28 protein-coding genes are annotated in these 25,108 nt (G+C 66.2%); 21 read left to right on the forward strand and 7 right to left on the reverse strand.

The genetic code is table 11. From position 1 onward, the window contains the following. Positions 1-16: 16 nt before the first annotated feature. Positions 17-877 carry a helix-turn-helix domain-containing protein gene (locus tag TQ29_RS03225; RefSeq protein WP_054537990.1) on the reverse strand — a complete coding sequence of 287 codons (861 nt, stop codon included), beginning with the start codon at positions 875-877 and terminating at the stop codon, positions 17-19. A gap of 102 nt (positions 878-979) precedes the next feature. On the opposite strand from TQ29_RS03225, the gene TQ29_RS03230 reads away from it, so the two are divergent. Further along, positions 980-1,879 carry a fatty acid desaturase gene (locus TQ29_RS03230; protein ID WP_054537991.1) on the forward strand — a complete coding sequence of 300 codons (900 nt, stop codon included), beginning with the start codon at positions 980-982 and terminating at the stop codon, positions 1,877-1,879. Between the two features lie 42 nt (positions 1,880-1,921). Beyond that, positions 1,922-2,815: a DMT family transporter gene (locus tag TQ29_RS03235; RefSeq protein WP_054537992.1), complete on the forward strand. Its 894-nt coding sequence runs from the start codon at positions 1,922-1,924 to the stop codon at positions 2,813-2,815. Here the strand turns inward: TQ29_RS03235 and TQ29_RS03240 are convergent. Next, positions 2,812-3,528: an NUDIX hydrolase gene (locus tag TQ29_RS03240; RefSeq protein ID WP_054537993.1), complete on the reverse strand. Its 717-nt coding sequence runs from the start codon at positions 3,526-3,528 to the stop codon at positions 2,812-2,814. The two genes, TQ29_RS03235 and TQ29_RS03240, sit on opposite strands and share 4 nt — an antisense overlap. Next, on the reverse strand, positions 3,489-3,872 hold the full coding sequence (locus TQ29_RS03245; protein ID WP_037205066.1) for a DUF983 domain-containing protein: 384 nt from the start codon (positions 3,870-3,872) through the stop codon (positions 3,489-3,491). Before TQ29_RS03245 ends, TQ29_RS03240 begins: the two co-directional genes overlap by 40 nt. 215 nt (positions 3,873-4,087) lie before the next feature. Here TQ29_RS03245 and TQ29_RS03250 point away from each other — a divergent pair, with 215 nt between their 5' ends. The 4 genes from TQ29_RS03250 (at position 4,088) to TQ29_RS03265 (ending at position 6,183) form a co-directional block, all read left to right on the forward strand. Then, on the forward strand, positions 4,088-4,648 hold the full coding sequence (locus tag TQ29_RS03250; RefSeq protein WP_054537994.1) for an EF-hand domain-containing protein: 561 nt from the start codon (positions 4,088-4,090) through the stop codon (positions 4,646-4,648). A gap of 101 nt (positions 4,649-4,749) precedes the next feature. Next, positions 4,750-5,334, forward strand: coding sequence for an RNA polymerase sigma factor (locus TQ29_RS03255; RefSeq protein ID WP_054537995.1), 585 nt, complete (start codon positions 4,750-4,752; stop codon positions 5,332-5,334). Beyond that, positions 5,327-5,689: a hypothetical protein gene (locus tag TQ29_RS03260; protein ID WP_054537996.1), complete on the forward strand. Its 363-nt coding sequence runs from the start codon at positions 5,327-5,329 to the stop codon at positions 5,687-5,689. The genes TQ29_RS03255 and TQ29_RS03260 overlap by 8 nt, the downstream gene beginning before the upstream one ends. Further along, a complete protein-coding gene (locus tag TQ29_RS03265) occupies positions 5,686-6,183 on the forward strand; it encodes a periplasmic heavy metal sensor (RefSeq protein WP_082386504.1) in 498 nt (165 codons plus the stop codon). Before TQ29_RS03260 ends, TQ29_RS03265 begins: the two co-directional genes overlap by 4 nt. Before the next feature lie 12 nt (positions 6,184-6,195). Here TQ29_RS03265 and TQ29_RS03270 read toward each other — a convergent pair whose 3' ends face one another. Then, complete coding sequence (locus tag TQ29_RS03270; RefSeq protein ID WP_054537998.1) at positions 6,196-7,572, reverse strand: diguanylate cyclase; 1,377 nt, start codon at positions 7,570-7,572, stop codon at positions 6,196-6,198. A gap of 77 nt (positions 7,573-7,649) precedes the next feature. Here TQ29_RS03270 and TQ29_RS03275 point away from each other — a divergent pair, with 77 nt between their 5' ends. The 14 genes from TQ29_RS03275 to TQ29_RS03340 all read left to right on the forward strand — a co-directional run bounded on the left by TQ29_RS03275 (position 7,650) and on the right by TQ29_RS03340 (position 18,833). Then, positions 7,650-7,952 (forward strand): DUF3572 domain-containing protein, encoded by a 303-nt coding sequence (locus tag TQ29_RS03275; RefSeq protein WP_235974401.1) that lies wholly within the window; start codon positions 7,650-7,652, stop codon positions 7,950-7,952. Positions 7,953-8,097: 145 nt separating this feature from the next. Continuing rightward, a complete protein-coding gene (locus TQ29_RS03280; RefSeq protein ID WP_054537999.1) occupies positions 8,098-8,799 on the forward strand; it encodes an HAD family hydrolase in 702 nt (233 codons plus the stop codon). 93 nt (positions 8,800-8,892) lie between these two features. After that, entirely contained in the window at positions 8,893-10,449 is a 1,557-nt protein-coding gene (locus TQ29_RS03285; protein ID WP_054538000.1) for a trimethylamine methyltransferase family protein, read from the forward strand. A gap of 89 nt (positions 10,450-10,538) precedes the next feature. After that, positions 10,539-11,126: a heme NO-binding domain-containing protein gene (locus TQ29_RS03290; protein WP_037205083.1), complete on the forward strand. Its 588-nt coding sequence runs from the start codon at positions 10,539-10,541 to the stop codon at positions 11,124-11,126. A 5-nt stretch (positions 11,127-11,131) separates the two neighbouring features. Continuing rightward, a complete protein-coding gene (locus TQ29_RS03295; RefSeq protein ID WP_054538001.1) occupies positions 11,132-12,160 on the forward strand; it encodes a GGDEF domain-containing protein in 1,029 nt (342 codons plus the stop codon). A gap of 202 nt (positions 12,161-12,362) precedes the next feature. After that, positions 12,363-13,106, forward strand: a complete 744-nt coding sequence (locus TQ29_RS03300; RefSeq protein WP_235974400.1) for a TOBE domain-containing protein — start codon at positions 12,363-12,365, stop codon at positions 13,104-13,106. An 11-nt stretch (positions 13,107-13,117) separates the two neighbouring features. Next, a complete protein-coding gene (modA, locus tag TQ29_RS03305) occupies positions 13,118-13,858 on the forward strand; it encodes a molybdate ABC transporter substrate-binding protein (protein ID WP_255353377.1) in 741 nt (246 codons plus the stop codon). Continuing rightward, complete coding sequence (gene modB / locus TQ29_RS03310) at positions 13,848-14,525, forward strand: molybdate ABC transporter permease subunit (protein ID WP_207642691.1); 678 nt, start codon at positions 13,848-13,850, stop codon at positions 14,523-14,525. The genes modA and modB overlap by 11 nt, the downstream gene beginning before the upstream one ends. After that, positions 14,522-15,643: a molybdenum ABC transporter ATP-binding protein gene (gene modC / locus TQ29_RS03315; RefSeq protein WP_054538004.1), complete on the forward strand. Its 1,122-nt coding sequence runs from the start codon at positions 14,522-14,524 to the stop codon at positions 15,641-15,643. The genes modB and modC overlap by 4 nt, the downstream gene beginning before the upstream one ends. A 277-nt stretch (positions 15,644-15,920) precedes the next feature. Then, the gene (locus TQ29_RS03320) at positions 15,921-16,424 is read left to right on the forward strand and encodes a YbjN domain-containing protein (protein WP_037205097.1); all 504 of its coding nucleotides are present in this window, start codon (positions 15,921-15,923) and stop codon (positions 16,422-16,424) included. 31 nt (positions 16,425-16,455) lie between these two features. Beyond that, positions 16,456-17,277: a pyrroline-5-carboxylate reductase gene (gene proC, locus TQ29_RS03325; protein WP_054538005.1), complete on the forward strand. Its 822-nt coding sequence runs from the start codon at positions 16,456-16,458 to the stop codon at positions 17,275-17,277. Continuing rightward, complete coding sequence (locus tag TQ29_RS03330) at positions 17,274-17,612, forward strand: tRNA-binding protein (RefSeq protein WP_054538006.1); 339 nt, start codon at positions 17,274-17,276, stop codon at positions 17,610-17,612. The genes proC and TQ29_RS03330 overlap by 4 nt, the downstream gene beginning before the upstream one ends. Next, a complete protein-coding gene (locus TQ29_RS03335) occupies positions 17,612-18,568 on the forward strand; it encodes a D-glycerate dehydrogenase (protein WP_054538007.1) in 957 nt (318 codons plus the stop codon). The genes TQ29_RS03330 and TQ29_RS03335 overlap by 1 nt, the downstream gene beginning before the upstream one ends. 64 nt (positions 18,569-18,632) lie before the next feature. Further along, positions 18,633-18,833: a CsbD family protein gene (locus TQ29_RS03340; protein WP_054538008.1), complete on the forward strand. Its 201-nt coding sequence runs from the start codon at positions 18,633-18,635 to the stop codon at positions 18,831-18,833. Between the two features lie 18 nt (positions 18,834-18,851). Here the strand turns inward: TQ29_RS03340 and TQ29_RS03345 are convergent, their stop codons facing one another. Then, the gene (locus tag TQ29_RS03345; RefSeq protein ID WP_054538009.1) at positions 18,852-19,442 is read right to left on the reverse strand and encodes a thymidine kinase; all 591 of its coding nucleotides are present in this window, start codon (positions 19,440-19,442) and stop codon (positions 18,852-18,854) included. Between the two features lie 365 nt (positions 19,443-19,807). Between TQ29_RS03345 and TQ29_RS03350 the strand changes: the two genes are divergently transcribed. Then, the gene (locus TQ29_RS03350) at positions 19,808-20,269 is read left to right on the forward strand and encodes a hypothetical protein (RefSeq protein ID WP_037205204.1); all 462 of its coding nucleotides are present in this window, start codon (positions 19,808-19,810) and stop codon (positions 20,267-20,269) included. A gap of 33 nt (positions 20,270-20,302) precedes the next feature. On the opposite strand, the gene TQ29_RS03355 is transcribed toward TQ29_RS03350, so the two are convergent. Together TQ29_RS03355 and carB are read right to left on the reverse strand one after the other, a co-directional pair. Then, positions 20,303-21,532 (reverse strand): DEAD/DEAH box helicase, encoded by a 1,230-nt coding sequence (locus TQ29_RS03355; RefSeq protein WP_054538010.1) that lies wholly within the window; start codon positions 21,530-21,532, stop codon positions 20,303-20,305. Positions 21,533-21,819: 287 nt separating this feature from the next. Then, positions 21,820-25,047 carry a carbamoyl-phosphate synthase large subunit gene (gene carB / locus TQ29_RS03360; RefSeq protein ID WP_054538011.1) on the reverse strand — a complete coding sequence of 1,076 codons (3,228 nt, stop codon included), beginning with the start codon at positions 25,045-25,047 and terminating at the stop codon, positions 21,820-21,822. Between the last annotated feature and the right edge of the window lie 61 nt (positions 25,048-25,108).

The raw sequence follows: 25,108 nt of genomic DNA on the forward strand, positions 1-25,108 counted from the left end.
GGGCCGGCGCGTGTGATCAGGTGATTTCGGCCCGGAGCGTTGCAAGATGCCCGGGCCAGTCGCGATCCGAAACCGTGGCCTCGCGCACCAGCCCGTCGAAATGGCGGGTGAACGCCTCGACCCGCTCGGTATCGCGGAAGGCAAGATAGTTCTGCCCGAGGTAAAACACCGCCAGCATCGGGCCGAAGACGGTGACGGGGGCCGAGAACACCCGCCGCGCATCGAACAGCATCAGCCGTAGCGACGGGAAAAGCTGGTCGTGCAGGGCCAGAAACCGGTCGATCTGCGCGCGCCGCAGATCGGCGGGCAGGCCGCGATAATACCCTTCGCCCCGGGCGAAGCTTTCCAGCTCGTGCAGGGGCACCGCGATCTCATAGTCGGAGCGCGCCCCGCGCATCCAGTTCAGCCGGTCTTCTGAGGCGCCGATGGCCTGTTCGGTGGTCCGGCCCAGATGGGGGCGATATTCCCAGCGCAGCACTTCATGCGTTTTCAGCATGTCGGGCAGCCCGGCCGGAACATGGCGGATCTTGTAGCCTGCCGCCTCGCGGTGCCATTCAAAGATCTGCTCGTCGATCAGCGCGCGCTGGGCCTTTGTCATGGCAAAGCTGGTGGCCAGAAGGTCTGCCGCGCTTTCGGGCCGGTCGCTGAGGCCGAGCAGCCAATCGGCCGACACGCCGAGCGCCGCCGCGCATTCCCCGACCACCTGCGCGTTGGGCAGCCGCGCGGCCCTGTCTGTCAGCAGTTGCGAAATGGTCGAGCGATCAACCCCCGCCGCGCGGGCCAGCGCGCTTTGGCTGGTGCCGCGCAGATCCATCGCGGCCAACAGGCGGGTGCGCAGCAGCCGGGCGCGGGTGTTTTTGTCGATTTTGATCACCATCGGTAAGCAAATACAGCAATTATGAAAATTTGGTAACCATTATTGGAATGTGCAGCCGCAGCATCGCCCGCTATCCCCAAGCTGTTCCGAACGGGGGAAGCGATGGAAAAACAACGGTTTCGCGGCTTGGCCGAATGGCCCACGCTGGCGCTTGCAGGCCTGTGCTATGGCGCATGGGGGCTGGGCAGCACATGGTTGGCCGACCTGTGGCTGCCGCTCGGTGTTGGTGTCACGGCCCTGGCCATCGTGCTGCATTCATCGCTGAGCCACGAGGTGATCCACGGCCACCCGTTCCGCAACCGCACCCTGAGCGCGGCGCTGGTGTTTCCGGCGTTGTCGCTTTGCGTGCCCTATCTGCGGTTCCGCGATACCCATCTGGCACATCACCGCGACGCAATCCTGACCGATCCGTATGACGACCCGGAATCCAACTATCTGGATCCGGGCCGGTGGGAGCGTCTGCCGCGCCCGGTGCAGGCCGTGCTTGGCGCGAACAACACCCTTGCCGGGCGGCTGCTGATCGGGCCGGTGATCGGGCAGGCGGCATTCATGGCTGCGGACCTGCGCGCGATCCGGTCGGGCGACCGGTCGGTGCTGGCCGGCTGGCTGTGGCACATCCCGGCGGTGGCGTTGGTGCTGTTCTGGCTGCGGGGCGCGGCGATGCCGGTTCCGGCCTATCTGCTGGCCACCTATATCGCCCTGTCGATCCTGAAGATCCGCACCTTTCTGGAACATCAGGCGCATGAGCGGGTGCGCGGCCGCACCGTGATCATCGAAGACCGGGGCCCGCTGGCCTTTCTGTTCCTCAACAACAACCTGCATGTGGTGCATCACATGCACCCCGCGGTGCCGTGGTACCGGCTGCCCCGGCTTTATGCCGGGGATCCGGGCCGCTATCTCGGCCGCAACGAGGGCTATCGCTTTCGCTCTTACGCCGAAGTGTTCCGCCGCTTTCTGTTCCGGGCGAAAGATCCGGTGCCGCATCCGCTCTGGCGGCGCTAGCACGGCCCTCGACCCGTGCCCGGCCGCATGGCATCAGGGGCCATGGAGCTTTGGGTTATCATCACACTCGCGGCTGCGGCGGTGCAGACCGTGCGCTTCATGCTGCAAAAACAGCTTCGGTCGGCGGGTCTCGGCACCGGCGGCGCGACGTTTTCGCGATTTCTGTTCGCCGCTCCGCTGGCGGCGGCGCTGGCAGGGGCGCTGATCGTGGCATCCGGGGCGCCCGCGCCCGGCATGCCTGCCCGGTTCTGGGCCTTCGCGCTGAGCGGCGGGCTGATGCAGGTCATCGCCACCTTCGCCACGGTGGCGCTGTTTGCAGAGCGCAACTTCGCCGTCGGCATCGCCTTCACGAAAACCGAAACCGTTCTGGTCGCGCTGTTCTCGCTGGCTGTGCTGGGCGAGGCGGTGAGCCTGGCGGGCTTTGCCGCCATCCTGATCGGGGTGGCCGGGGTCATCCTGCTGTCGCGCCCGCCCGGCGCGGCGGGGGGCAGCCCGTGGAACCGCGCCTCGGCGCTGGGGCTGCTGGCGGGGGCGGCGTTCGGCGCGTCGGCCATCGGCTATCGCGGGGCATCGCTGGCGCTGGAGGGCGGCGGTTTCTTCCTGCGGGCGGCGCTGACGCTGGCGGTGGTGACGGCATCGCAGACCATCGGCATGGCGCTGTGGCTGCGGCTGACCGAACCGGGCGCGTTGGGGCGGGTCATGGCAAGCTGGCGCAAGACCGCGCTGGTGGGGATCACGGGCATGCTGGGCAGCCTGGGCTGGTTCACCGCGTTCACCCTGCAGAACGCCGCCTATGTGCGGGCGCTGGGGCAGGTGGAGCTGGTGTTTTCGGTGCTGGTGGCATGGCTGGTGTTCCGCGAACGCTCTTCGGGGCGCGAGCTTGCGGGGATCGCGCTGATCGCCCTGTCGATCGCGGCCATCGTTCTGCTGGCCTAGGCGATCCGCAGAAACTCCGACGCTGCGGGGGTATTGTTGAAGAAGGGCACGCTTGCCGGTGGCAGGCCGGTTTCCAGCAGGCCCGCGATTTCCGCCAGAACGACCTCGGTGATGAAGGGCAGGTCGAAGCCGCGTGCCTTGGGCAGCGGAACCCATTGCAGATGGCTCAACTCATCCTCGGCGCGCGAGAAATCATCCAGATCGCCCACGGCCCGGTCGGCCTCGACCAGAAAGAACCGCGCATCGAACCGGCGCGGGCGGCCGAGCGGGGTGATGGCGCGAAAGATGAAATGAAACCCCTCGGGACTGGGCAGATGGCCCGAGGCGGCAAATCCGCGCCAGCCTCTGGGCGCATCTGCCGGCCAATCGCCGGGCCGGCCCAGGATCAGCCCGGTTTCCTCCCACACCTCACGGATGCCCGCGGCCACCAGCGCCGATGCCAGCGCCGGGTCGGCCCTGTCTTTGAGGCGGGCGTCGCAGGCCGGATTCAGGGGCGGCGACAGGGGCACGGCGGCATCCACATCATCCACCGCGCCGCCGGGAAACACGAACTTGTTGGGCATGAAGGCCGCCGCCGCGCCACGCTGGCCCATCAGAACCTTCGGCGCGGTGCGCGCGTCGCGCAGCATGATCACCGTCGCCGCGTCGCGCAGCGCGGATTTGTCGGGCGGGCTCAGCCCTTCGCTCCGAACCCGTGCATCTTCTTCGCCCATTGCAGCGCCACCATCAGCCCCTTCAACCGGGGAAGAAGGTAAAGCGAGAGCCCGACACAGCCAACCGAGAATATCGAGGCCAGCACCAGCGGGTCGGGGCGGAAGGTGGCGAAGGCCCACAGGATGACCGGCGCCATCAGATGGCCGACGATCAGGATCGTCAGGTAGGCCGGGCCGTCATCGGCGCGGTGATGGTGCAGCTCTTCGTGGCACACCGCGCAGGTGTCGCGGACCTTCAGATATCCGCGCAACATCGGGCCTGCCCCGCAATTTGGACAACGCCGGCGCCAGCCACGCCAAAGCGCGGGCCGCACCAGCCGTTCAATCGGCTCTGCCATATACATGCTTTCTCTTTGCGCCGACGCATCCCTCCATGCGCGGCAGACCATAATCTACAGGAAAATAGCCCGCCGCACAGGGTCGTGACAGCCGTTGCGGCGGGATGTCGCAAAAAAGATGTATCTTTGGCGACGGAAGTTTCCGCTTGGCGCGTTTGAATTTGTGAACGCGGGCGGTGGCCGGCGTTGGAAAACGCGAAGTTGAAAGCAGGAGACAATCAATGACTCGCAAGATTTTTCTGAGCACGATTTCCGCCCTTACGCTGGGGGCCGCGGTGCTGACCGCCGCCATGCCCGCAACGGCGCGCGGGCCGCAGGATGGCGCCGGGTTCGGGCCGGGGATGCAGAGCTTCGAGCAGCTTGATGCCAATAAGGACGGCGGCCTGACGATGGAAGAGTTGCAGGTGCCGATGAAAAACCGGTTCGACACGATCGACGCCGACAAGGACGGTACGATTTCGGCGGAGGAAATGCAGGCCGCGCGGCCGGCCGATGGCGGGCGTTGGGCCGACCGGATGGCCCGTCACGATGGTGGCATGCAGCGGTTCGAGGTGACGCCGGAAATGCGCGCGCAACGCGCGGCCCGGATGATCGAGCTTCTGGATCAGAATGCCGACGGGCTGCTGAGCCTTGAGGAACTGTCGCAGGCCCCGGCCGCCGACCGGATGTTCCAGATGCTGGATACGGATGGCAACGGCGCCATTTCGCCCGAAGAGTTCGACGCGGCCCGCGCGCGCTTTGCCGAAGGGCATATGGGTGGCCGGTTTCAGATGCACCACTGACGCGGCATGAAACAGCGCGGCCCCGCCCGGTATGGATGGCCGGGGCCGCGCACAGGGCCGTGATTGTCGCCGGAGACGATACAGGCTAGGCCTTCAGCAGGATGGACATGGCCTTCGACGCGCAAGATGAAGTTTCGGACGAGGCGCTGCTGGTGCTCTACGGCAACGGCGACGAGGCGGCTGCCCGTGCCCTGACGCTGCGCATGACGCCGCGCGCGCTGGGGTTCGCCATGCGCATGCTGGGCGACATGGCCGAGGCCGAGGACGTGGCGCAGGAGGCGATGCTGCGCCTGTGGCGGGTCGCACCCGAATGGCGCCAGGGCGAGGCGAAGGTCACAACCTGGCTGTTCCGGGTCGTGGCCAACCTGTGCACCGACCGGCTGCGCAAGGCGCGGGGCGTGGCGCTCGATTCGGTGCCCGAACCCGAGGATGATGCGCCGGGGGCCGAGGCCCGTCTGCTGGCCGCGTCACGGGCGCGGGCGCTGGACGAGGCGCTGCTCACGCTGCCGGAACGGCAGCGGCAGGCGGTGGTGCTGCGGCATATCGAAGGGTTGGCGAACCCCGAGATCGCCGAAGTGCTGGAAATTAGTGTCGAGGCGGTCGAAAGTCTGACCGCACGGGGAAAGCGGGCGCTGGCCGCCGTATTGGCGGAGCGGCGTGAAGAACTGGGGTATACCGATGGCTGATCTGTACGAACAGGAACGAGAGCTGGAAGATTTCTTCCAGGCCGCGCGCGATACGGCGCCGGTGCCCTCTGCAGCGCTTCTGGCGCGTGTCCTTGCCGATGCGTCGGCGCAACAGCCCGCACCCGTGGCCGCGCCGCGCCGGGGGATCTGGCGGCGCCTGTCCGGGGCGGTGGGCGGCTGGCCCGCGCTTGCCGGTCTTGCGACCGCCACGCTGGCGGGGGTCTGGATCGGCTATGCGGCGCCGGGCGCCGTCGGGGATCTGGCAATCAGCGTCTGGCCCGGCGGCGGCGTGGCCTATGACGTGGTCGATCTGATCCCGTCGATGGATGGCTATCTGACGGAGGATGGCGCATGAGCATGAGCGAACAGCCCGCGCCCAAGGGGGTTCGCTGGGGGCGTGTGATACTGGCGCTGTCGCTGGCGATGAACCTTCTGGTGCTGGGGCTGGTGGGGGGATCGGCTCTTTATCATTCAAGAAACGGGGCACCCCCGGGCCGCGAAATTCTGGAATACGGGCCCTATACGCGGGCGCTGAGCCCCGAAGACCGGCGCGCCTTGCGCCGCGCGCTCAGGCATGACGCGGGCGCGATGCGCAGCACGCGCCACGAGGTGCGGCAGGATTTCGAGCGCCTGCTGCAATTGCTGCGCGCCGAACCCTTCGATGCGGCGGCGGCGGCGGGTCTGCTCGAGGCACAGCAGGCGCGGGTGGGCGAGCAGGTCGAACTTGTGCGCCGGCTTTTTCTGGAACAGATCAGCGCGATGGAGCCCGAAGAGCGGGCCGCCTTCGCCGACCGTCTGGAACAGGTGTTGCGCCATGGCCCGCCCCGCCACGCGCCCGCGCGGGACTGAGCGGCGGGCGGATCACGCGGCGGAATTGCGGATCGTCACCTTGTTGCGCCCGTCGGCCTTGGCGGCATAAAGCGCGGCGTCGGCCTCTTCCATCAGCACGTCAACCGCGCAGCCGGGACGATCGCACAGGGTCAGCCCGATGCTGACCGAAACCGAGATCACACCTTTGCCGCCGGGCAGCAGCACCGGCGTTTCGCCGATCTGCAGGCGCAGACGCTCGGCCGTGGCGGTGGCGATCTCCAGGCTGGTTTCGGGCAGGGCGATCAGAAATTCCTCGCCCCCGATGCGGGCCACCAGATCCACGGCGCGCAATTCGGCGCTCAGCAGCCGCGCGACCTGTTCCAGTACCGCGTCGCCCGCCGCATGGCCGTGGCGGTCATTGACCTGCTTGAACCGGTCCATATCCAGCAGCATGACGGCGCAGGGCCGCCGGGTCTCACCGGCGCGGCTGACGATGCGCGCCAGATGCGGCAGCGCGTAGCGGCGGTTGAACAGGCCGGTCAGCGGGTCGGTGACAGCCAGCCGCAGCCCGTCCTTGACCGAGGCGCGCAGCCGGTCGGATTGATATTTCCGGCTGAGCTGGGTGGCCAGCCGCAGCGCCATTTCCGGCCCGTCGAACGGGCTGTTGACCAGATCGTTCGCGCCCAGATCCAGCGCCATTGCGGCGGCTTCGCGTGCGCCTTCGGGCACGACCATGAGCACGGCAGAGTGGCGCGTCGCGGCGCGCGAACGCAGATCCGTCAGCAGGCGCAGCCCGGCGCCGCTGCGCTCCAGATCGGCGGAGATCACGAACAGATCCGGCACCGGCCCGCCGTCCGACAGGGCCAGCGCCCCGTCGCGGGTCATCACCGTCAACTCGGCATTCAGATGCCGCGACAGCGCGCCCTTCCAGTGCAGCGCCTGCGCCTGCCGCGCCGCGATCAGAGCGATGCGCCCCTTGCGGGCGAAATCCTCTGCCGGTTCATCAAAGCCCAGCACCCGGCGCGTGCCGTCGCGCAGCGCCAGTTCGCGCGCGGTTTCACGGGCGCGCAACAGGCTACGGACGCGGGCCAGCAGCGTCAGCTCGTCCAGCGGCTTGGGCAGGAATTCTTCGGCGCCTGCCTGAAGCGCGCGCAGCTTTTCTTCGGAATTCCGCGCGGCGGTGACCATGATCACCGGGATCTCGGCGGTGTCCGGGTCGGCCTTCAGGCGGCGGCACACCTCGATCCCGTCCAGATCGGCCATCATGAAATCCAGCAGGATCAGATCCGGCCGTTCGCGCCGCGCCAGATCCAGCGCGGCCAGCCCGCCATCGGCCTGCAGCACCTGATAGCAGGCCTCGGCCAAGCGCACCTTCATGACAATCCTGTTCGTCGCGACGTCATCCACGACGAGGATTTTCCCTGGCATTGAGCTTTCTCCCGCGCTCTGATCTGGGTTGATTTTTCGTGTTCAGTATTGAGCAGGAAGTGTTAACAAACCCTTTAATGAGCACGGAACGGGGGCGGCGCATGCGGGCGGATCAGGCGGAAACGGTGGCGTTGAAGGCCCTGGGCTGGCTTGTCGGCAACGAAGAGCTGTTGCCGGTCTTCCTGGGCGCCAGCGGGGCCACGCCCGACGATCTGAAGGCGCGCGCGGCCACGTCCGAATTCCAGATTTCGGTGCTGGATTTCCTGACGATGGACGATGCGTGGGTGATGGCCTTCTGCGAGGCCGAGGGGCTGGCCTATGACATTCCCATGCGCGCCCGGCAGGCGCTGCCGGGCGGTGCCGACATGCACTGGACCTGAGGCCGGAACAGGCCCCTTGGCCCGGCCTTTTCCCTTTGCCGCACAGCGCGCCGGGCCGATTCCGGCCGCCGCGGCAACCGCGAGGCTGGCTTTGGGGCGGTCTGCGCGGTATTCCCCCGGTATCCGCTGAAAACAAGGGTGTGTCATGGCCGAGATCCGGGGAATCCTGTTCGACAAGGACGGCACGCTGTTCGATTTCCACGCCACCTGGGGCGCCTGGGCGCAGGGGTTTCTGAGTGATCTTTCCCAAGGCGATGCCGGCCGGGCTCAGGCCCTGGGGCAGGCCATCGGGTTTGACCATTCGGCCGGTGTTTTCGCGCCCGACAGCCCGGTGATTGCCGGCACGCCCGGCGACATCGCCGCGTTCCTGCTGCCGCATCTTCCCGGTACCTCGCCTGATGTGCTGATCGCGCAGATGAACCGGGCTGCGGCTGCCGCACCGATGAAAGAGGCCGTGCCGCTGGCGCCGATGCTGGACGGGTTGCGCGGGATGGGGCTGGCGCTGGGGGTCGCGACGAATGATGCCGAGGCCCCGGCGCGCGCGCATCTTGCCGCAGCCGGGGTGGCGGGGCGGTTCGATTTCATCGCCGGGAGCGACTCGGGCCACGGGGCGAAGCCCGCGCCGGGGCAGCTGCTGGCCTTTGCCGATGCGGCGGGGCTGGCCCCTGCATCGGTGCTGATGATCGGCGACAGCCGCCATGACCTGACCGCCGGCCGGGCGGCGGGGATGGGCACGGTCGGCGTTCTGACAGGGCCCGCGACGGCGCGCGATCTGGCCGATCTGGCCGATGCCGTCCTGCCCGATATCGGCCATCTCGGCGCCTATCTGACCGCCCGCCTGCGCTGAACGCCGGCGAAAAACGACGCCTTGCTGTCGCTTTCGATGCGGCACGGGGGCGGGGCCCGGTGTCTTCTTGGGGGAAACGCAAGGAGGCGCATCATGGCCGGTACATCCCTTCGCAGGCGACGTTCGGGCGGGCATTCGGGAAAGGCACTGCGTCAGGGCGGGGCGGTGATCGAGCAGATGCCGTGGCGCATTCCGCGCAACACCGACCGCCCGACAGAGCCGCTGACCGAAGAGGGCGTGGCCGCGATTCACGACGGCGCGATGCGCATCCTCGAAGAGATCGGCATCGAGTTTCTGAATGACGAGGCGGTCGCGATCCTGAAACAGGCGGGTTGCACGGTGGACGGGCACACCGTCCGCATGGGCCGTGATTTCGTGATGGAGATGCTGGCCAAGGCGCCGTCCAGCTTTGCCATCACCCCGCGCAACCCGGACCGCCGGGTGACCATCGGCGACGGGCATATGCTGTTCATCAACGTCTCTTCCCCGCCGAACTACTGGGATCTGCACAGCGGCAAAGTGCCCGGCACGCGCGCGCAATGCCGCGACCTGCTGAAGCTGACCCAATATTTCAACTGCATCCACATCGCCGGCGGCTATCCGGTGGAGCCGGTGGATGTGCATCCTTCCGTCCGGCACCTTGATGTGCTGTTCGACAAGCTGACCCTGACCGACAAGGTGGCGCATGCCTATTCACTGGGCCGCGAACGTGTCGAGGATGTGATGGAGATGGTGCGCATCGCCGGCGGGCTGAGCCATGACGAGTTCGAGGCGGCGCCGCGCATGTATACCAACATCAACTCCACCTCGCCGCTGAAGCATGACATCCCGATGCTCGACGGCTGGATGCGCTGCGTGCGGCGCGGGCAGGCGGTGGTGGTCACGCCCTTCACGCTGGCCGGTGCCATGGCGCCGGTGACGATGGCGGGCGCGGTGGCGCAATCGCTGGCCGAGGCGCTCTGCGCGATCGCGCTGGCGCAATATATCCGCCCCGGCGCGCCCTGTGTGCTGGGCACCTTTACCTCGAACGTGGACATGAAATCCGGCGCGCCGGCCTTCGGTACGCCGGAATACATGCGCGCCACCCAGATGACCGGCCAGATGGCACGGTTCTACGGCCTGCCGCTGCGCGCGTCGGGATCCTGCGCGGCGAACGTGCCGGACGGGCAGGCGATGTGGGAAACCTCGAACGCGCTGTGGTCGGCGGTGCAGGCGGGCGCGCATATGGTCTATCACGCGGCTGGCTGGCTGGAGGGGGGGCTGATCGCGAGCCCCGAGAAATTCATCATGGATTGCGAGATGCTACAGCAGATTCAGCGCTATTTCGACCCGGCGCTGGTGGCCACCACGCCCGATGACATCGCGCTGGAGGCCATCCGCGAGGTCGGAAGCGATGGCCATTTCTTCGGCTGTGCCCATACGCAGGAGCGCTACGCGACAGCCTTCTACCAGCCCTTCCTGTCGGACTGGCGCAACTACGAATCCTGGTCGCTGGATGGCGCGTCCTGGACGGTCGAGCGGGCGCACCGGGTGTTCAAGGAGATCGTCAATGGTTTCGAGGCCCCGCCGATGGAGGAGGACATCCGCGAAGAGCTGGAGGCCTTCGTCGAGAGGCGCAAGGCGGAGGGCGGCGCGCCGACCGATTTCTGAGCGCCGGGCGCCCGGACATCGGCCTTGTCTTGGCGAATTGTTAAGGTTTCCTCTGCAAAGCTGCCCCTACGAAAAACCGAGGGCGTTTCATGCATGGTCTGATCAACAGATCCATCCAGTGTTTTGTGCAGGATACCTACGGCGCAGAGCTGTGGGCCGATGTGGCGGCCGATGCGGGCCTCCGCGCCGAGGGGTTCGAGGCCCTGCTGATCTATGACGACGCGCTGACCGAGGCTGTTCTGACGTCGGTGTCGCGGCATCTGAAGAAATCGCGCGAGGTGGTGCTGGAGGATCTGGGCACCTTCCTGGTGTCCCACGCCAATCTCGAGCCGCTGCGCCGGCTGTTGCGCTTCGGCGGCGAAAACTTCATGGAATTCCTGCATTCGCTGGATGACCTCGCCGATCGCGCCCGGCTGGCCGTGCCCGATCTGGACCTGCCCGATATGGAGATTGTGGACGAGGGGCCATCCACCTTTCGCCTGCTCTGCCGCTGGCATTTCGCGGGCTCTGGCCATGTGATGCTGGGCATCCTGCGGGCCATGGCGGATGATTACGGCGCGCTGGTTCTGCTGGAATACCTGGGCGAGGCGGCGGGGCGCGCCGAGGTGCAGGTCGAACTGCTGGACTGCCGCTTTGCCGAGGGGCGCAGCTTCAAGCTGGCCATGCCGGCGGGGTAGGGCGGATGCGGGATGCGATGCGCCTTTCGCCCGATGCCATGGCCTGCCTGATGCCGATGCATGTCTGGGTCTGCCCGAAGGGGCTCATCCGCCGGGTCGGCCCCACGCTTCAGAAACTGCGGCCAGCGGCGCCGCTGGCCGGGCGCCGCTTCCTGGATGTGTTCGAACTGCGCCGCCCGCGCGGGGTGCACACGCTGGATGATTTCGTCGGGCCAGATGGCGCGCGGCTGCAACTCGCCTTTCGGTCCGCGCCCTGCACCGCCCTGAAGGGCCTCATCATCGGGTTGGGCGAAGGGGAGGGCGCGCTGATCAACCTGTCTTTCGGGATTTCGGTGGTCGAGGCCGTGGCGACCTACGGGCTGACCGTCGGCGACTTCGCGGCGACCGACCTGACGGTGGAAATGCTCTATCTGGTCGAGGCGAAGAGCGCGGTGATGGAGGAATCGAAAAAGCTCAACCAGCGGCTTCAGGGGGCCCGCATCGCGGCCGAGGAGCAGGCGTTCACCGACACGCTGACTGGGCTGAAAAACCGCCGCGCGATGGATCATGTGCTTGCCCGGCTGGTGGATGAGCGGCGCGCCTTCAGCCTGATGCATCTGGATCTCGATTTCTTCAAGGATGTGAATGACAATCTGGGCCATGCCGCCGGCGATCACGTGCTGCAGCATGTGGCACGCATTCTGGTGGAGGAGACGCGGGATACCGATACGGTGGCCCGCGCGGGCGGCGACGAGTTCGTTCTGATCTTTCGCGATCTGGTGGATATGTCGCGCCTGAAGGGTATCGCCCTGCGGATCATCCGGCGGCTCGAGCAACCGATCCTCTTCAACGGCGAACCCTGCCGGGTGTCGGCCAGCATCGGCACCGCGGTCTCTACGCAATATCCCGCCGCCGAGGCCGCGCAGATTCTGCATGACGCCGACATGGCGCTTTACGCTTCCAAACGCGCCGGCCGCGCCCGCGCGACCTTCGCGGGCGAGGCGCTTCGACGCGGGTCTGACGCTGCCGGAAACGGGGATGCGCCTTTGCATTGAGCGGCCCGCCGTCTGACCGGCGCGCGCGCTGCCTGGCTCCGGGCCGGGGCTGCGCCCGAGCGTCGCACTGGATGCGGTAGGGCCAAAAAGGAATTTGCGGCTTTCGCGATTCGCTATATAGGTGGTCTATATAGCGATATCCGGAACAGTCACGATGAGCATCCGCGCCGAAGTTTCCTTTGCCTCATCCGGGGCCTCCCGCATGGGAAAGGAGCGTGTTCGCCTGCTCGAGGCTGTCGGCCGCGAAGGCAGCATTTCCGCCGCGGCGCGGGCCACCGGCGTAAGCTACAAGGCCGCGTGGGATGCCATCACCGCGATGAACAACCTCGTCGGGCAGCCGCTTGTCGCGGCGCAGACCGGCGGGCGGCAAGGTGGCGGCGCGGTGCTGACCGAGGAAGGCCTGCGCGTCGTCGAAACCTTTCACCGGCTGGAAAGTGAAATCGCCCGGACCTTTCGCGCGCTCGAGCCCGAGCTGGCCGGAACAGGCGTGGCCGCGGCAGGGATGTTATGGGGGTTTTTCATGCGAACCAGCGCGCGCAATGCCCTGCGCGGCACGGTCGAGAAGGTGGTCAACGGGGCGGTGAACGCAGAGGTCACCCTGCGCGTTTCCGACCGGACCACCCTGACCGCGATCATCACCCGCCAGAGCCTGCGCGAACTGGGCCTTGTGCCCGGCCGCCCGGCGATCGCGCTGATCAAGGCGCCGTTCGTCATTCTGGCGCCAGTGGACGAGGCGCGGCGCACCTCCATGCGCAACCGGATTGAAGGCGTGGTGAGCAACCGGGAAGATGGCGCCGTGAACTCGGAGATTACGCTGGATATCGGCGGTGGCAAATCGCTGACCGCCACTGTCACCCTGGCCAGCGCAAAGCAGCTGGGGCTGGAAAAAGATGCCGCCGCCTGCGCGCTGATCGACGCCGCGCATGTCATTCTGGCCGTCGACTGAAAGGGAAACCAGTGAAAAACCTTCTGCTGGCAGTCTTTATGGCCCTCGCGGGCGGCTCCGTTCGGGCCGAAGAGATCAACGTTGCCGTCGCAGCGAACTTCACCGAAGCGGCGACCGAAATCGCGACCGCCTTTGAGGCCGCGACCGGGCACCGCGCGCTTCTGAGCTTCGGCCCGACCGGGCAATTGTTCACCCAGATCACCCAGAACGCGCCGTTCGACGTGTTTCTGGCCGCCGACAGCGCCCGCCCGGCCCGCGCCGTGGAAGAGGGGCTGGCCGTGGCCGGAACGAATTTCACCTATGCGATCGGCAAGCTGGTGCTGTGGAGCGCGGATCCCGGCCTCGTGACGGATGAAACGGTCCTGTCCTCGGATGGTTTCACCCGGATCGCGCTGGCCAACCCCGAAACCGCGCCCTATGGCGCCGCGGCGGTCGATGTCATGCGCAACCTTGGCGTCCATGATCGGCTGGAGCCGAAATTCGTGCGCGGCAACAGCATCGCGCAGACCTATCAGTTCGTGGCCACGGGCAATGCCGAGCTGGGCTTTGTCGCCCTGTCACAGCTTGCCGGGCGGACAGAGGGATCGGCGTGGATCGTGCCGGATGATCTCTATGCGCCGATCCGTCAGGATGCGGTATTGCTGAGCAACGGCGCGGGGAACCCGGCGGCGCAGGCCTTCGTCGGGTTCCTGAAGGGGCCCGAGGCGGCGGCAATCATCGCGCGCTACGGCTATGGCACCGATGCCGGCTGAGATCTGGGGGCCGGTTTTCCTGACGCTTCGGCTGGCCACCCTGTCCACCGTCATTTTGCTTGTGCTCGGCACGCCGCTGGCCTGGTGGCTGGCGCGCGCGCAGGCCCGCTGGAAAGAGGCGGTGGCAACGCTGGTGGCACTGCCGCTGGTACTGCCGCCAACGGTGCTCGGGTTCTACCTGCTGATCGGGCTTGGCCCCAGCGGCCCCGGCGGGTGGCTGGCGGGCCTTTGGGGCGGGCGCTCGCTGGCCTTCACCTTCGAAGGGCTGGTGATCGGTTCGGTGCTTTATTCGATGCCCTTCGTGGTGCAGCCGCTGCGCAACGCGTTCGAGGCGGTGGGCGACCGCCCGCTGGAGGTTGCGGCGACGTTGCGCGCTGCCCCGCTCGACCGGTTTCTGACCGTGGCGCTGCCGCTGGCCCGGCCGGGGTTTCTGACCGGCGCGGTGCTTGGATTTGCCCATACGGTGGGGGAATTCGGTGTCGTGCTGATGATCGGCGGCAATATTCCGGGTGAAACCAGGGTGCTGTCGGTCGCGATCTACGACTATGTCGAGACCCTGCAATGGCCGCGCGCGCATCTGCTGGCGGGCGGAATGCTGGTGTTTTCCTTCGTCGTCATTCTGGGCATGACGCTGCTGGAAAAGCGTATCGGGCGGGCACGCGGATGAATGCGCCGGGCCAGATATCCGCCCGTTTTCGCGGGCGGCGCGGGAATTTTCCGGTGGACCTGGAATTCCGGGCGCCCGCCCGTGGCGTGACCGCGCTGTTTGGTCCGTCGGGTTGTGGCAAGACCACGCTGTTGCGCTGCATCGCCGGCTTGCAGCGGCTGGAGGAGGGGTATTTCGCTCTCGGCGGCGCGGTCTGGCAGGATGGCCGGCGGTTCTTGCCGCCACACAAACGCCCCGTCGGCTATGTCTTTCAGGAAGCGAGCCTGTTTTCGCATCTGTCGGTGCGCCGCAATCTTCAGTACGGGCAGCGCCGTGCCGCGAAGGGCGGTGCGGATCAGCCGATCCGTTTCGACGACGTCATCGATCTGTTGGGCCTGGCCCCCATGATGGAGCGCGCGCCGGCGACCCTGTCGGGCGGCGAGCGGCAGCGCGTTGCGATGGGGCGGGCGCTGTTGTCGAACCCCGGCGTGCTGTTGATGGACGAGCCGCTGGCCGCGCTTGACCAGTTCAGCAAGAATGAAATCCTGCCCTATCTGGCGCGAATCCGCGACAGGCTCCCGCTTCCGATCCTCTATGTCAGCCATGATATCACCGAGGTCGAGCGGCTGGCCGATCACCTGATCCTTCTGCGCGCGGGCCGGGTTTCGGCCGCTGGTCCGTTGGAGGTGCTGCAGGCCGATCCCACGCTCGCGATCGCGCGGCTTCCGCAGGCGGGCGTTGCGCTGCCGGCCCGAACCATCGGCTATGATCCGGCCTATGGGCTGACCACGCTGGCCGTGGCGGGCGGAGAGATTATCCTGGCCAATGATCTACAGCCGGCGGGGGCCGAGCATCGCATCCGGATCGCTGCCGCCGATGTCAGCCTGTCACGGCAGCCGGTGCCGGGCAGCACCATCCTGAACGTGCTGCCGGGCCGCATCATGGGGGCCGAGCCGCAGGAGGAATTCATGATGCTGGTCGTGATTGGCCTGGGGGAAGACGGGGCGGGGGCGCGGATCATGGCGCGGATCACGCGCCGGTCCTGGGACCATCTGCAACTGGCCCCCGGCCAGCCGGTTTTCGCACAGGTCAAGAGCGTCTCGCTGACCCTGCCCACCGGCGGGGCGGACACGGCGTGAACTGGCACCGGGCCTGATCCGAAAGGCGCCGTGCCGCGCGGGAATTTTCGGGAAAACCCGCCGCTGCAAACATCTCTGTCAAATACTGCAAACTTTAGTGGCGAGCTACAGCAGGCACCCTGTCATGGAAGATTCGCAAATTTTGTTCTTTACAGGCTCGACCTTTCGGCACACCATATCTAGTAAGGTCACCGGCGAATGAACGCCCGACCTAGAGCAGGCACCTAGGCTTAGTGGGACTGCCATCCACGCTAAGCTACAACCAATGAGGCCGGGCATGTCACTTTCCGAAGATTTCCTTCACACCGAGGAACTGCACCCCATCGATATCGTCGAGCATATCGCCGAGCATCATGAGTGGGATTTCGATCGTGTTACCGACGATCAGATCGCCATGGCGGTCGAGGGGCAGTGGCGGACCTATTCCATCACCCTCGCCTGGTCTTGCGTCGACGAAACCCTGCGCCTGATCTGCACATTCGAGATGGAGCCGCCCGAAGACAAGCTGCCGCAGATCTACGAGACGCTGAACCGCACGAATGACATGTGCTGGGCCGGTGCCTTCACCTATTGGAACGAGCAGCGGCTGATGGTCTACCGCTATGGCCTGGTTCTGGCCGGTGGCCAGATCGCCACCGCCGAACAGATCGACCGGCTGATCGGCGCGGCCGTGGGCGCGTCGGAGCGGTTCTATCCGGCGTTCCAGCTCGTGTCCTGGGCGGATCAGACGCCGGAACAGGCGATGCAGGTGGCCATTGCCGAGGCGTACGGCCGGGCCTAACCTGCACCCGGATCACGACCGGGAGAAACTTATGAATATCAGTGACGTCAGCAGCCGGGGGCTTGTGCTTCTCGGCTGCGGCAAGATGGGGTCGGCGATGCTGGCGGGCTGGCTCGGGCAGGGGCTGCCCACCAATGCTGTCTGGGTGATGGACCCGCACCCGTCGGACTGGCTGCGCGGGCTTGCGGGGCAGGGGCTTCATCTGAACGCGGCGCTGCCGGAAAGCCCCGCCATCGTTCTTGTCGCCGTGAAACCCCAGATGATGGAACAGGCGCTGCCGGTGCTGGCGCCGCTGGGCAATGGCGCCACGCTGTTTCTTTCGGTCGCGGCCGGAACGCCGCTGTCGTTCTACGAGAGGGTTCTGGGCGCTGACACCCCGATCATCCGCGCCATGCCGAATACGCCTGCCGCCGTGTCGCGCGGCATCACCGCGCTGATCGGCAATGCCGTGGCGGGCGAGGCCCAGATGCAACTGGCCGAGGCGCTGCTTTCGGCGGTGGGTCAGACGGTGCGGCTGGAGCATGAGGCGCAGATGGATGCGGTGACGGCGGTATCGGGGTCGGGGCCGGCTTATGTGTTCCATCTGATCGAAACGCTGGCGGCGGCGGGGCAGGCCGAAGGGTTGCCCGCCGATCTGGCGATGACGCTGGCCAGGGCCACCGTGGCCGGAGCCGGGCATCTGGCGGAACAGGCGGACGAAGACCCCGCGCAACTGCGTGTCAACGTCACCTCTCCGGGGGGCACCACGGCGGCCGCGCTGGCGGTTCTGATGGACCCTGACACGGGCTTTCCCGCATTGATGCGGCGCGCGGTAAAGGCCGCCGCCGACCGCAGCCGGGAGCTGGGAAAATGAGCGTGATCAGCTTTGACGATTTCCTGAAGGTGGATATCCGTGTGGGGCAGATCACCCGCGCCGAGCCCTTCCCCGAGGCGCGCAAGCCCGCGATCAAGCTGTGGGTCGATTTCGGGCCGGGGATCGGCGAGCGGAAAAGCTCTGCCCAGATCACCGCGCATTACACGCCCGAAGATCTGCCGGGCAAGCGGGTGATGGCGGTGGTCAACTTTCCGCCGCGCCAGATCGGCAAGTTCATGTCGGAGGTGCTGGTGCTGGGCGTGCCCGACGCGGCGGGCGAGGTGGTACTGCTGACCCCCGACAAGGACGTGCCGCTCGGCGGGCGGCTGTTCTGATGGCGCGGATCCTGATCACGCGGCCGTTGCCCGAAGCCGTCTGCGACGCGGTGCGCGACTTTGCCGAGGTCGAGGTGCGGGCCAGCACCGCGCCGATGAAACCGGCGGAAATGCGCGCGTCGCTGACGGTGTTCGATGCGGTGTTGCCCACCTTGGGCGATGCGTATGACGCAGAGATTTTCGACGAGGTGCCGCACCCGCGCGCCCGGCTTCTGGCCAATTTCGGGGTGGGCTACAACCATATCGACGTGGCGGCGGCGCGCGCGGCCGGGGTGACCGTGACCAACACGCCGGGGGCGGTCACGGATGCCACCGCCGATATCGCGCTGACGCTGATCCTGATGAGCTGCCGCCGCGCGGCCGAGGGCGAGCGGCTGGTGCGCTCGGGCGCATGGCAGGGCTGGCACCCGACGCAGATGCTGGGCCAGCATGTCAGCGGCAAGACGCTGGGGATTGTCGGCATGGGGCGGATCGGCAAGGCGATCGCACGGCGTTGCCACCATGGCTTTGGCATGGACGTGGTGTTCTTCAACCGCTCGCCGGTTGATGATCCTGGCGTCCCCGCCACCCCGGTGGAGAGCATCGCAAAGGTGGCGCGGGCCGCCGATGTGCTGGTGACGGCGGTGCCCGGCGGCGCGTCGACCCGCCATCTGATCGGGGCGGAGGTGTTCGAGGCGATGAAGCCCACGGCGCATTTCGTGAATATCGCGCGCGGCGATGTGGTGGACGAGACGGCGCTGATTTCGGCGCTGCAAACCGGGCAGATCGCCGGGGCGGGGCTGGATGTCTATGAGTTCGAGCCGGAGGTGCCCGAGGCGCTGCGCGCGCTGGACAATGTCACCCTGCTGCCGCATCTGGGCACTGCCGCGCTCGAGGTGCGGGCGGCGATGGGGATGATGGCGGTGGAAAACATCCGCGCATTCCTCGCCGGCGAAACCCCGCCGAACGTCGTCTGAACCCCGGAACCCGCGGCGCCCGGGCGCGTTTCATTTCCGAACGCTTAAGGAAAGGAGCTTCGAAATGAACTGGGATATCGTTGAAGGCAACTGGAAACAGCTCAAGGGCGCCGCTCAGGAAAAATGGGGCGAGCTCACCAACGACGAGCTGGATCAGGCCGAAGGCAAGCGCGAAAAGCTGATCGGCCTTGTGCAGGAGAAGTACGGGCAGACAAGGGATGACGCCGAACGTGCCGTGGATGATTTTTACCGCGACCACACGTAACGAGCGTCGGGCGACACCCTATCTGGTCTGGGTGTCGCCCATTTCCTTGCGCCAGTGCCTGCGGCAGAGCGAAACATAGGTTTCGTTTCCGCCGACCTGCACTTGCGCCCCTTCGCGCAGCGCCGTGCCGTCAGGCCCCCTGCGCACCACCATCGATGCTTTCTTGCCGCAATGGCAGATGGTGCGTACCTCGCGCATCTCGTCGGCCAGCGCCAGAAGGGCGGCCGAGCCCGGGAAAAGCTCCCCGCGGAAATCCACCCGCAACCCATAGCACATCACCGGAATCTTAAGGTCATCGACCGCGCGGGCAAGCTGCCACACCTGCTGCTTGGTCAAAAATTGTGCTTCGTCGATGAAAATACAGGCGCATGGCCCGTGGCTCAGCCGCGCCTCAATCACCGCGAACAGATCATCTGAGGCATCGAAGGTTTCGGCGTTTTCGCCGATGCCGATGCGGGATGCGATGCGGCCGTTCCCGGCGCGGGTGTCCAGCCGGGCGGTCAGCAGGAAGGTTTCCATGCCGCGCTCGCGGTAGTTGTGCGACGCCTGCAGCAGGATCGTCGATTTTCCCGCGTTCATCGTCGAATAGTTGAAATAGAGCTTTGCCATAAACTGCTTATCCCGCTCCGGGGGCGGGCGATCAAGGGGGGCAGGGCTGGAAAACAGCGGCGCAAACGGGGTTGGAAAACAGGTCCGGCGCAAGTCTGTTCTGGGGATGACGACGGGGCCGGACCTGAGCAAGTTTATGGTGCGTGATGGGGCCGCTGCGTTGCCTCCGGTCGCCCGGAGTTGTCGCTCCCGTAAGACGAACCGCAGCGGGCCCCCCACAAAATACCAGCGCTGGGGACGCAGGTTACTCGCACCTTTTCCCTACGTTCGGGATGGTTTTAAGTATTACAAACCCGTAAGAGCAGATTAATGGGAAAAGACGGCGAGGGTTCCCCGCCCGGAATTAAATGATTAAGGTCAGGTGGATGACGAAGGCTGGAATTGGCAGTTACCTGAAAAAACACAGCGAAGCGCTGGTCAAGGATGTGGGGATCGAAGCCGCCTGCAGCCTGACCGGCCGCTCGAAGGCGACATTGGGGCGCTATTATTCAGATGCGGAGGAACACGCCGACCGGTTCATGCCGGTCGATGCGGTCGCGGCGCTGGAATCCGCCGCCCGGTTTCCGCATGTGACCACCGCACTGGCAGAGCTGCAGGGGATCACGCTGTCCTATTCGATGGAAAAGCGGAACTCGGAAGGCGGCGGGGTGAATGCCGATGTCGTCGCCCTGTCGCAGCGGTTTGCGATGCTGATGGCGGAATACAGCCAATCCATCGAGGATGGCATCATCACCTTCAACGAGGCCAAGCGGCTGCTGCGCGAAACGACGGCGCTTCAGCAGGTGTTGTTGCAGATGAAGCTGCATCTGGAGGAAGAGGCGACCTGAGCGGCCGCCCCTTCCCGATCTGAGTCACCCGTCTCAGGCGGCCATGCGCTGGCTTTTGCCGCCACGGCCACGCTGCGGGCGGCGGCTGCGGGGCTTGCCCGCGGGGCCCTTGCGGGCGGGCTTGCGTTCTTCCACCGGCGGCTGGCCCGAGGCGACGGGGATGGAAATGCCCATCACCTTTTCGATGCTGCGCAGCTCGCCGATCTCGTCAGGAGAGCAAAAGGCCACCGCGGCCCCGTCGGCGCCGGCGCGGGCGGTGCGGCCGATGCGGTGCACATAGTTTTCGGCAACGTTCGGCAGGTCATAGTTGTAGACATGCGCAACGCCCGGAATGTCGATGCCACGGGCCGCGACATCGGTTGCGACCAGTACCTTGATGCGGCCATCGCGGAAAGCCTGCAGCGTGCGTTCGCGCTGGCCCTGGCTCTTGTTGCCATGGATGGAACCGGCGGAAAACCCTGCGGCGTCAAGCTGTTTCATCAGCCGTTCGCAGCCGTGCTTGGTGCGCCCGAAGACCAGCGCCAACTCGCCCGGATGGGCGGCGAGCAGCGTTTTCAGCTTGCCCGGCTTGGCGCCCTGATCGACAAAATGCACGCATTGCGTGACCTTGTCGGCGGCCTTGCCCGGCGCGCTGACCTGCACCCGGACGGGGCTGTCCAGGTAGGTTTGGGCAAGCTCGTTCATCTGCTTGTTCATCGTCGCCGAAAACAGCAGGGTCTGGCGCGGCGTGGCCAGCATCGCGGCGATCTTGCGCAGCGCGTGGATAAAGCCCAGGTCCAGCATCTGGTCGGCTTCGTCCAGCACCAGAAACTGGGTCTGGCCAAGCGACAGGGCGCGACGTTCGATCAGGTCGAGCAGGCGGCCCGGCGTGGCGACAAGGATGTCGGTGCCGCGCGACAGCTGCTTGGTCTGGTTGAAGATCGAGGCGCCGCCGACGACCTTGGTGATTTTCAGGTGGCTGCCCTTCACGTAGACGAACAGGTTGTCGTTGATCTGGTTCACCAGCTCGCGCGTGGGGGCCAGGATCAGGGCGCGCACGGTCTTGGGCGCAGGGGCGGTGCCGATCTCCATCAACTGGTGGATCAGCGGCAGGCCGAAGGCCGCCGTCTTGCCGGTGCCGGTCTGGGCGAGGCCCATCATGTCACGGCCCTGCAGGATATGCGGGATCGCCTGAGACTGGATCGGGGTGGGGTCGGTAAAGCCTTGCTCTTCAAGGGCTTTCAGAAGGCGCGGCGCGAGGCCGAGCATGGAAAAATCGGTCAATTCAGAACCTTTCAGGGGGCAGCCGAAGCCGCCCGTCATCGAAACACGCAGCCCGACGGACCGCGCGATAGCATGGGTTGCGGACGGGGCGACGCCAAAGGACCGTATTGTCCTGAAAGCTGCCAGACCGCCGGGACCCTGCGTGAAATGGGAACCTGTTGTGCGGGGCGAATGCCCCATGATCCGGCGCCAGGTCTGGCTGCTCACGCGGCAGCGGGGCGACGGGTTGACGCACACATGAGGCTTTGGCGGCGCCAAGTCAAGGGTCGCTTGGGCGGCGGGGCGCCTTATCCCTGCAGCGCCCGCACCTCCAGCGCGCCTTCGCCGCGCGATTTCATCGCCATCGCGGCGGCGTGGCTGGCTGCGGCGGTGGTGTAGTAGGGGATCTTGTCATAAAGCGCGACCGAGCGGATGCCGCGCGAATCCTCGACCGCCTGCGCGCCCTCGGTGGTGTTCATCACCAGCGCGATGCCGCCGTCCTTCATCATGTCGACGATATTGGGTCGGCCTTCGTACACCTTGTTCACCACCTCGCAGGCAATGCCGTGTCCTTCCAGAAACGCCGCCGTGCCTCGCGTGGCGACGATGAAGAAGCCAAGATCCACCAGCGTCTGCGCGGTTTCCACAAGCTGCGGTGTCTTGTCGGAATCCTTGATCGAAAAGAACACGCGGCCCTCGGTGGGCAGCACCACGCCGGCGCCCATCTGGGCCTTCAGGAAGGCCCGTTCGAAGGTGGCGTCCGACCCCATCACCTCGCCGGTGGAGCGCATCTCGGGGCCCAGCAGCGTATCGACGCCGGGGAAGCGCGCGAAGGGCAGGACGGCCTCTTTCACGGCGAACGTGTCGATGTCGGGGTCTTTCAGTTCGAAGCCCGACAGCTTTTCGCCCGCCATCACCCGCGCCGCGATCGACGCGATGGGAGAGTTCACCGCCTTGGCCACGAAGGGCACGGTGCGCGACGCGCGGGGGTTGACCTCGATCAGGTAGATCTCGCCGTTCTTGACCGCGAACTGGATGTTCATCAGCCCGACAACCCCGAGCGCCAGCGCCAGCGCCTCGGTCTGGCGGTGCAGTTCGGTGATGATATCGGGGGCGAGCGAATAGGGCGGCAGCGAACAGGCGGAATCGCCGGAATGCACGCCGGCCTCCTCGATATGCTGCATGATGCCCGCCACATGCACCAGCACGCCATCGCACAGCGCATCGACGTCAATCTCCGTCGCGCCGGAAAGGTAGCTGTCGAGCAGGACGGGGCTGTCGCCCGACACCACGACCGCCTCGGAGATATAGCGCTCCAGATGTGCCATGTCGCGGACGATTTCCATCGCCCGGCCGCCGAGCACATAGGACGGGCGGATCACCAAGGGAAAGCCGATTTCCTCGGCGATCGCCAGCGCCTGCGCGTCGGTGCTGGCGATGCCGTTCTTGGGCTGCTTGAGCCCCAGCTTCTGCACCAGCGCCTGAAACCGCTCGCGGTCTTCTGCAAGGTCGATGGCGTCGGGCGTGGTGCCCAGGATCGGGATGCCCTCGGCCTGCAGCGCATCGGCCAGTTTCAGCGGGGTCTGCCCGCCGAATTGCACGATCACGCCGTGCAGGGTGCCGGCCTCCTGCTCGACCCGCAGGATTTCCATCACATGTTCCAATGTCAGCGGTTCGAAATACAGCCGGTCCGAGGTGTCGTAATCGGTGCTGACGGTTTCGGGGTTGCAGTTGATCATGATGGTTTCATAGCCGGCCCCGGTCAGCGCGAAACAGGCGTGGCAACAGCAATAGTCGAACTCGATCCCCTGGCCGATGCGGTTCGGCCCGCCGCCCAGGATGACCACCTTCTTGCGGTCGCTGGGGCGCGCTTCGCATTCCACATCGCCCATCACCGGGGTTTCGTAGGTGGAGTACATATAGGGTGTCTGCGCCTCGAATTCGGCGGCGCAGGTATCGATGCGCTTGAACACGGCGGTAACGCCCAGGTTCTGGCGGCCGCGGCGCACCTGCGCCTCGTCCCGGCCGGTCAGATGCGCGAGGCGGGCATCGGTGAAGCCCATCATCTTGAGCCTGCGCAGCCCGTCCTCTGTCATCGGCAGGCCGGATTTGCGGATCTCTGCCTCTGTCTCGACGATCTCGCGGATGCGGGCGAGGAACCAGGGATCATAGGCGGTGGCGGCATTGATGTCATCGTCGTTCAGCCCGTGGCGCATCGCCTGGGCGATGGTGCGCAGCCGGTCGGGCGTGGCCCTCGACAGGGCGGCGACGACGGCGGCCTTGTCGGGCGCGCCCTCGATGGTGATCTCGTCGAACCCGGTCAGGCCGGTTTCCATGCTGGCCAGCGCCTTTTGCAGCGATTCGTGGATGGTGCGGCCGATGGCCATCGCCTCGCCCACGGATTTCATCGCGGTGGTCAGCTCGGGCTTGGAGCCGGGGAATTTTTCGAAGGCGAAGCGCGGGATCTTGGTGACGACATAGTCGATGGTCGGCTCGAAGCTGGCGGGCGTGACCTTGGTGATGTCGTTGTCCAGCTCGTCCAGCGTATAGCCCACGGCCAGCTTCGCGGCGATCTTGGCGATGGGAAAGCCCGTGGCCTTGGAGGCGAGCGCCGAAGACCGCGACACGCGGGGGTTCATTTCAATGACCACCATGCGGCCGTCTGCGGGGTTCACCGCCCATTGCACGTTGGAGCCGCCGGTTTCCACGCCGATCTCGCGCAGCACGTTGATGCTGTGCGTGCGCATGATCTGATATTCCTTGTCGGTCAGGGTCAGCGCCGGGGCCACGGTGATCGAATCCCCGGTATGCACGCCCATCGGATCGACGTTTTCGATGGCGCAAACGATGATCGCGTTGTCGGCGGTGTCGCGCACCACCTCCATCTCGAATTCTTTCCAGCCCAGCAGGCTCTCGTCGATCAGGATCTGGCTGACCGGCGAGGCATCGAGCCCGGTGCGGCAGTAATGTTCGTAATCGTCGCGGTTATACGCAACGCCGCCGCCAGTGCCGCCAAGGGTGAATGCGGGGCGGATGATGGCCGGCAGGCCGATATGCTCGAGCGCGTCCATGCATTCGGCCATGGTGTTGGCGATGGTGGCCTTGGGGTTTTCGATGCCCAGCCTATCCATCGCCTCGCGGAACAGTTTGCGGTCTTCGGCCATTTCGATGGCTTCGCGCTTGGCGCCGATCAGTTCTACATTGAACTTGTCCAGCACGCCCATGTCGGCCAGCGCCAGGCTGGTATTCAGCCCGGTCTGCCCGCCCATGGTGGGCAGCAGGGCATCGGGGCGTTCCTTCTCGATGATCTTGGCGACAATCTCCGGCGTGATCGGCTCGATATAGGTGGCGTCGGCCATGTCCGGGTCGGTCATGATCGTGGCGGGGTTCGAGTTTACCAGAATCACCCGGTAGCCTTCCTCGCGCAGGGCCTTGCAGGCTTGGGCGCCGGAATAGTCGAACTCGCAGGCCTGACCGATGATGATGGGGCCGGCGCCGATGATCATGATCGAGCTGATATCGGTTCTTTTTGGCATGTCCCGTCCCTCGGATTGGCAAATTCTTGGGGGTTATAGACTTGCCGGAGTTACGCGCAAG

Source organism: Actibacterium sp. EMB200-NS6 (assembly GCF_001305615.1).
Taxonomy (GTDB): domain Bacteria; phylum Pseudomonadota; class Alphaproteobacteria; order Rhodobacterales; family Rhodobacteraceae; genus Actibacterium_A; species Actibacterium_A naphthalenivorans.

Bases quoted from the DNA above. Each gene is read 5' to 3' on its own strand.
- TQ29_RS03225 (WP_054537990.1), bottom strand. From the start codon at position 877: ATGGTGATCAAAATCGACAAAAACACCCGCGCCCGGCTGCTGCGCACC.
- TQ29_RS03230 (WP_054537991.1), top strand. From the start codon at position 980: ATGGAAAAACAACGGTTTCGCGGCTTGGCCGAATGGCCCACGCTGGCG.
- TQ29_RS03235 (WP_054537992.1), top strand. From the start codon at position 1,922: ATGGAGCTTTGGGTTATCATCACACTCGCGGCTGCGGCGGTGCAGACC.
- TQ29_RS03240 (WP_054537993.1), bottom strand. From the start codon at position 3,528: ATGGGCGAAGAAGATGCACGGGTTCGGAGCGAAGGGCTGAGCCCGCCC.
- TQ29_RS03245 (WP_037205066.1), bottom strand. From the start codon at position 3,872: ATGTATATGGCAGAGCCGATTGAACGGCTGGTGCGGCCCGCGCTTTGG.
- TQ29_RS03250 (WP_054537994.1), top strand. From the start codon at position 4,088: ATGACTCGCAAGATTTTTCTGAGCACGATTTCCGCCCTTACGCTGGGG.
- TQ29_RS03255 (WP_054537995.1), top strand. From the start codon at position 4,750: ATGGACATGGCCTTCGACGCGCAAGATGAAGTTTCGGACGAGGCGCTG.
- TQ29_RS03260 (WP_054537996.1), top strand. From the start codon at position 5,327: ATGGCTGATCTGTACGAACAGGAACGAGAGCTGGAAGATTTCTTCCAG.
- TQ29_RS03265 (WP_082386504.1), top strand. From the start codon at position 5,686: ATGAGCATGAGCGAACAGCCCGCGCCCAAGGGGGTTCGCTGGGGGCGT.
- TQ29_RS03270 (WP_054537998.1), bottom strand. From the start codon at position 7,572: ATGCCAGGGAAAATCCTCGTCGTGGATGACGTCGCGACGAACAGGATT.
- TQ29_RS03275 (WP_235974401.1), top strand. From the start codon at position 7,650: ATGAGCACGGAACGGGGGCGGCGCATGCGGGCGGATCAGGCGGAAACG.
- TQ29_RS03280 (WP_054537999.1), top strand. From the start codon at position 8,098: ATGGCCGAGATCCGGGGAATCCTGTTCGACAAGGACGGCACGCTGTTC.
- TQ29_RS03285 (WP_054538000.1), top strand. From the start codon at position 8,893: ATGGCCGGTACATCCCTTCGCAGGCGACGTTCGGGCGGGCATTCGGGA.
- TQ29_RS03290 (WP_037205083.1), top strand. From the start codon at position 10,539: ATGCATGGTCTGATCAACAGATCCATCCAGTGTTTTGTGCAGGATACC.
- TQ29_RS03295 (WP_054538001.1), top strand. From the start codon at position 11,132: ATGCGGGATGCGATGCGCCTTTCGCCCGATGCCATGGCCTGCCTGATG.
- TQ29_RS03300 (WP_235974400.1), top strand. From the start codon at position 12,363: ATGGGAAAGGAGCGTGTTCGCCTGCTCGAGGCTGTCGGCCGCGAAGGC.
- modB (WP_207642691.1), top strand. From the start codon at position 13,848: ATGCCGGCTGAGATCTGGGGGCCGGTTTTCCTGACGCTTCGGCTGGCC.
- modC (WP_054538004.1), top strand. From the start codon at position 14,522: ATGAATGCGCCGGGCCAGATATCCGCCCGTTTTCGCGGGCGGCGCGGG.
- TQ29_RS03320 (WP_037205097.1), top strand. From the start codon at position 15,921: ATGTCACTTTCCGAAGATTTCCTTCACACCGAGGAACTGCACCCCATC.
- proC (WP_054538005.1), top strand. From the start codon at position 16,456: ATGAATATCAGTGACGTCAGCAGCCGGGGGCTTGTGCTTCTCGGCTGC.
- TQ29_RS03330 (WP_054538006.1), top strand. From the start codon at position 17,274: ATGAGCGTGATCAGCTTTGACGATTTCCTGAAGGTGGATATCCGTGTG.
- TQ29_RS03335 (WP_054538007.1), top strand. From the start codon at position 17,612: ATGGCGCGGATCCTGATCACGCGGCCGTTGCCCGAAGCCGTCTGCGAC.
- TQ29_RS03340 (WP_054538008.1), top strand. From the start codon at position 18,633: ATGAACTGGGATATCGTTGAAGGCAACTGGAAACAGCTCAAGGGCGCC.
- TQ29_RS03345 (WP_054538009.1), bottom strand. From the start codon at position 19,442: ATGGCAAAGCTCTATTTCAACTATTCGACGATGAACGCGGGAAAATCG.
- TQ29_RS03350 (WP_037205204.1), top strand. From the start codon at position 19,808: ATGACGAAGGCTGGAATTGGCAGTTACCTGAAAAAACACAGCGAAGCG.
- carB (WP_054538011.1), bottom strand. From the start codon at position 25,047: ATGCCAAAAAGAACCGATATCAGCTCGATCATGATCATCGGCGCCGGC.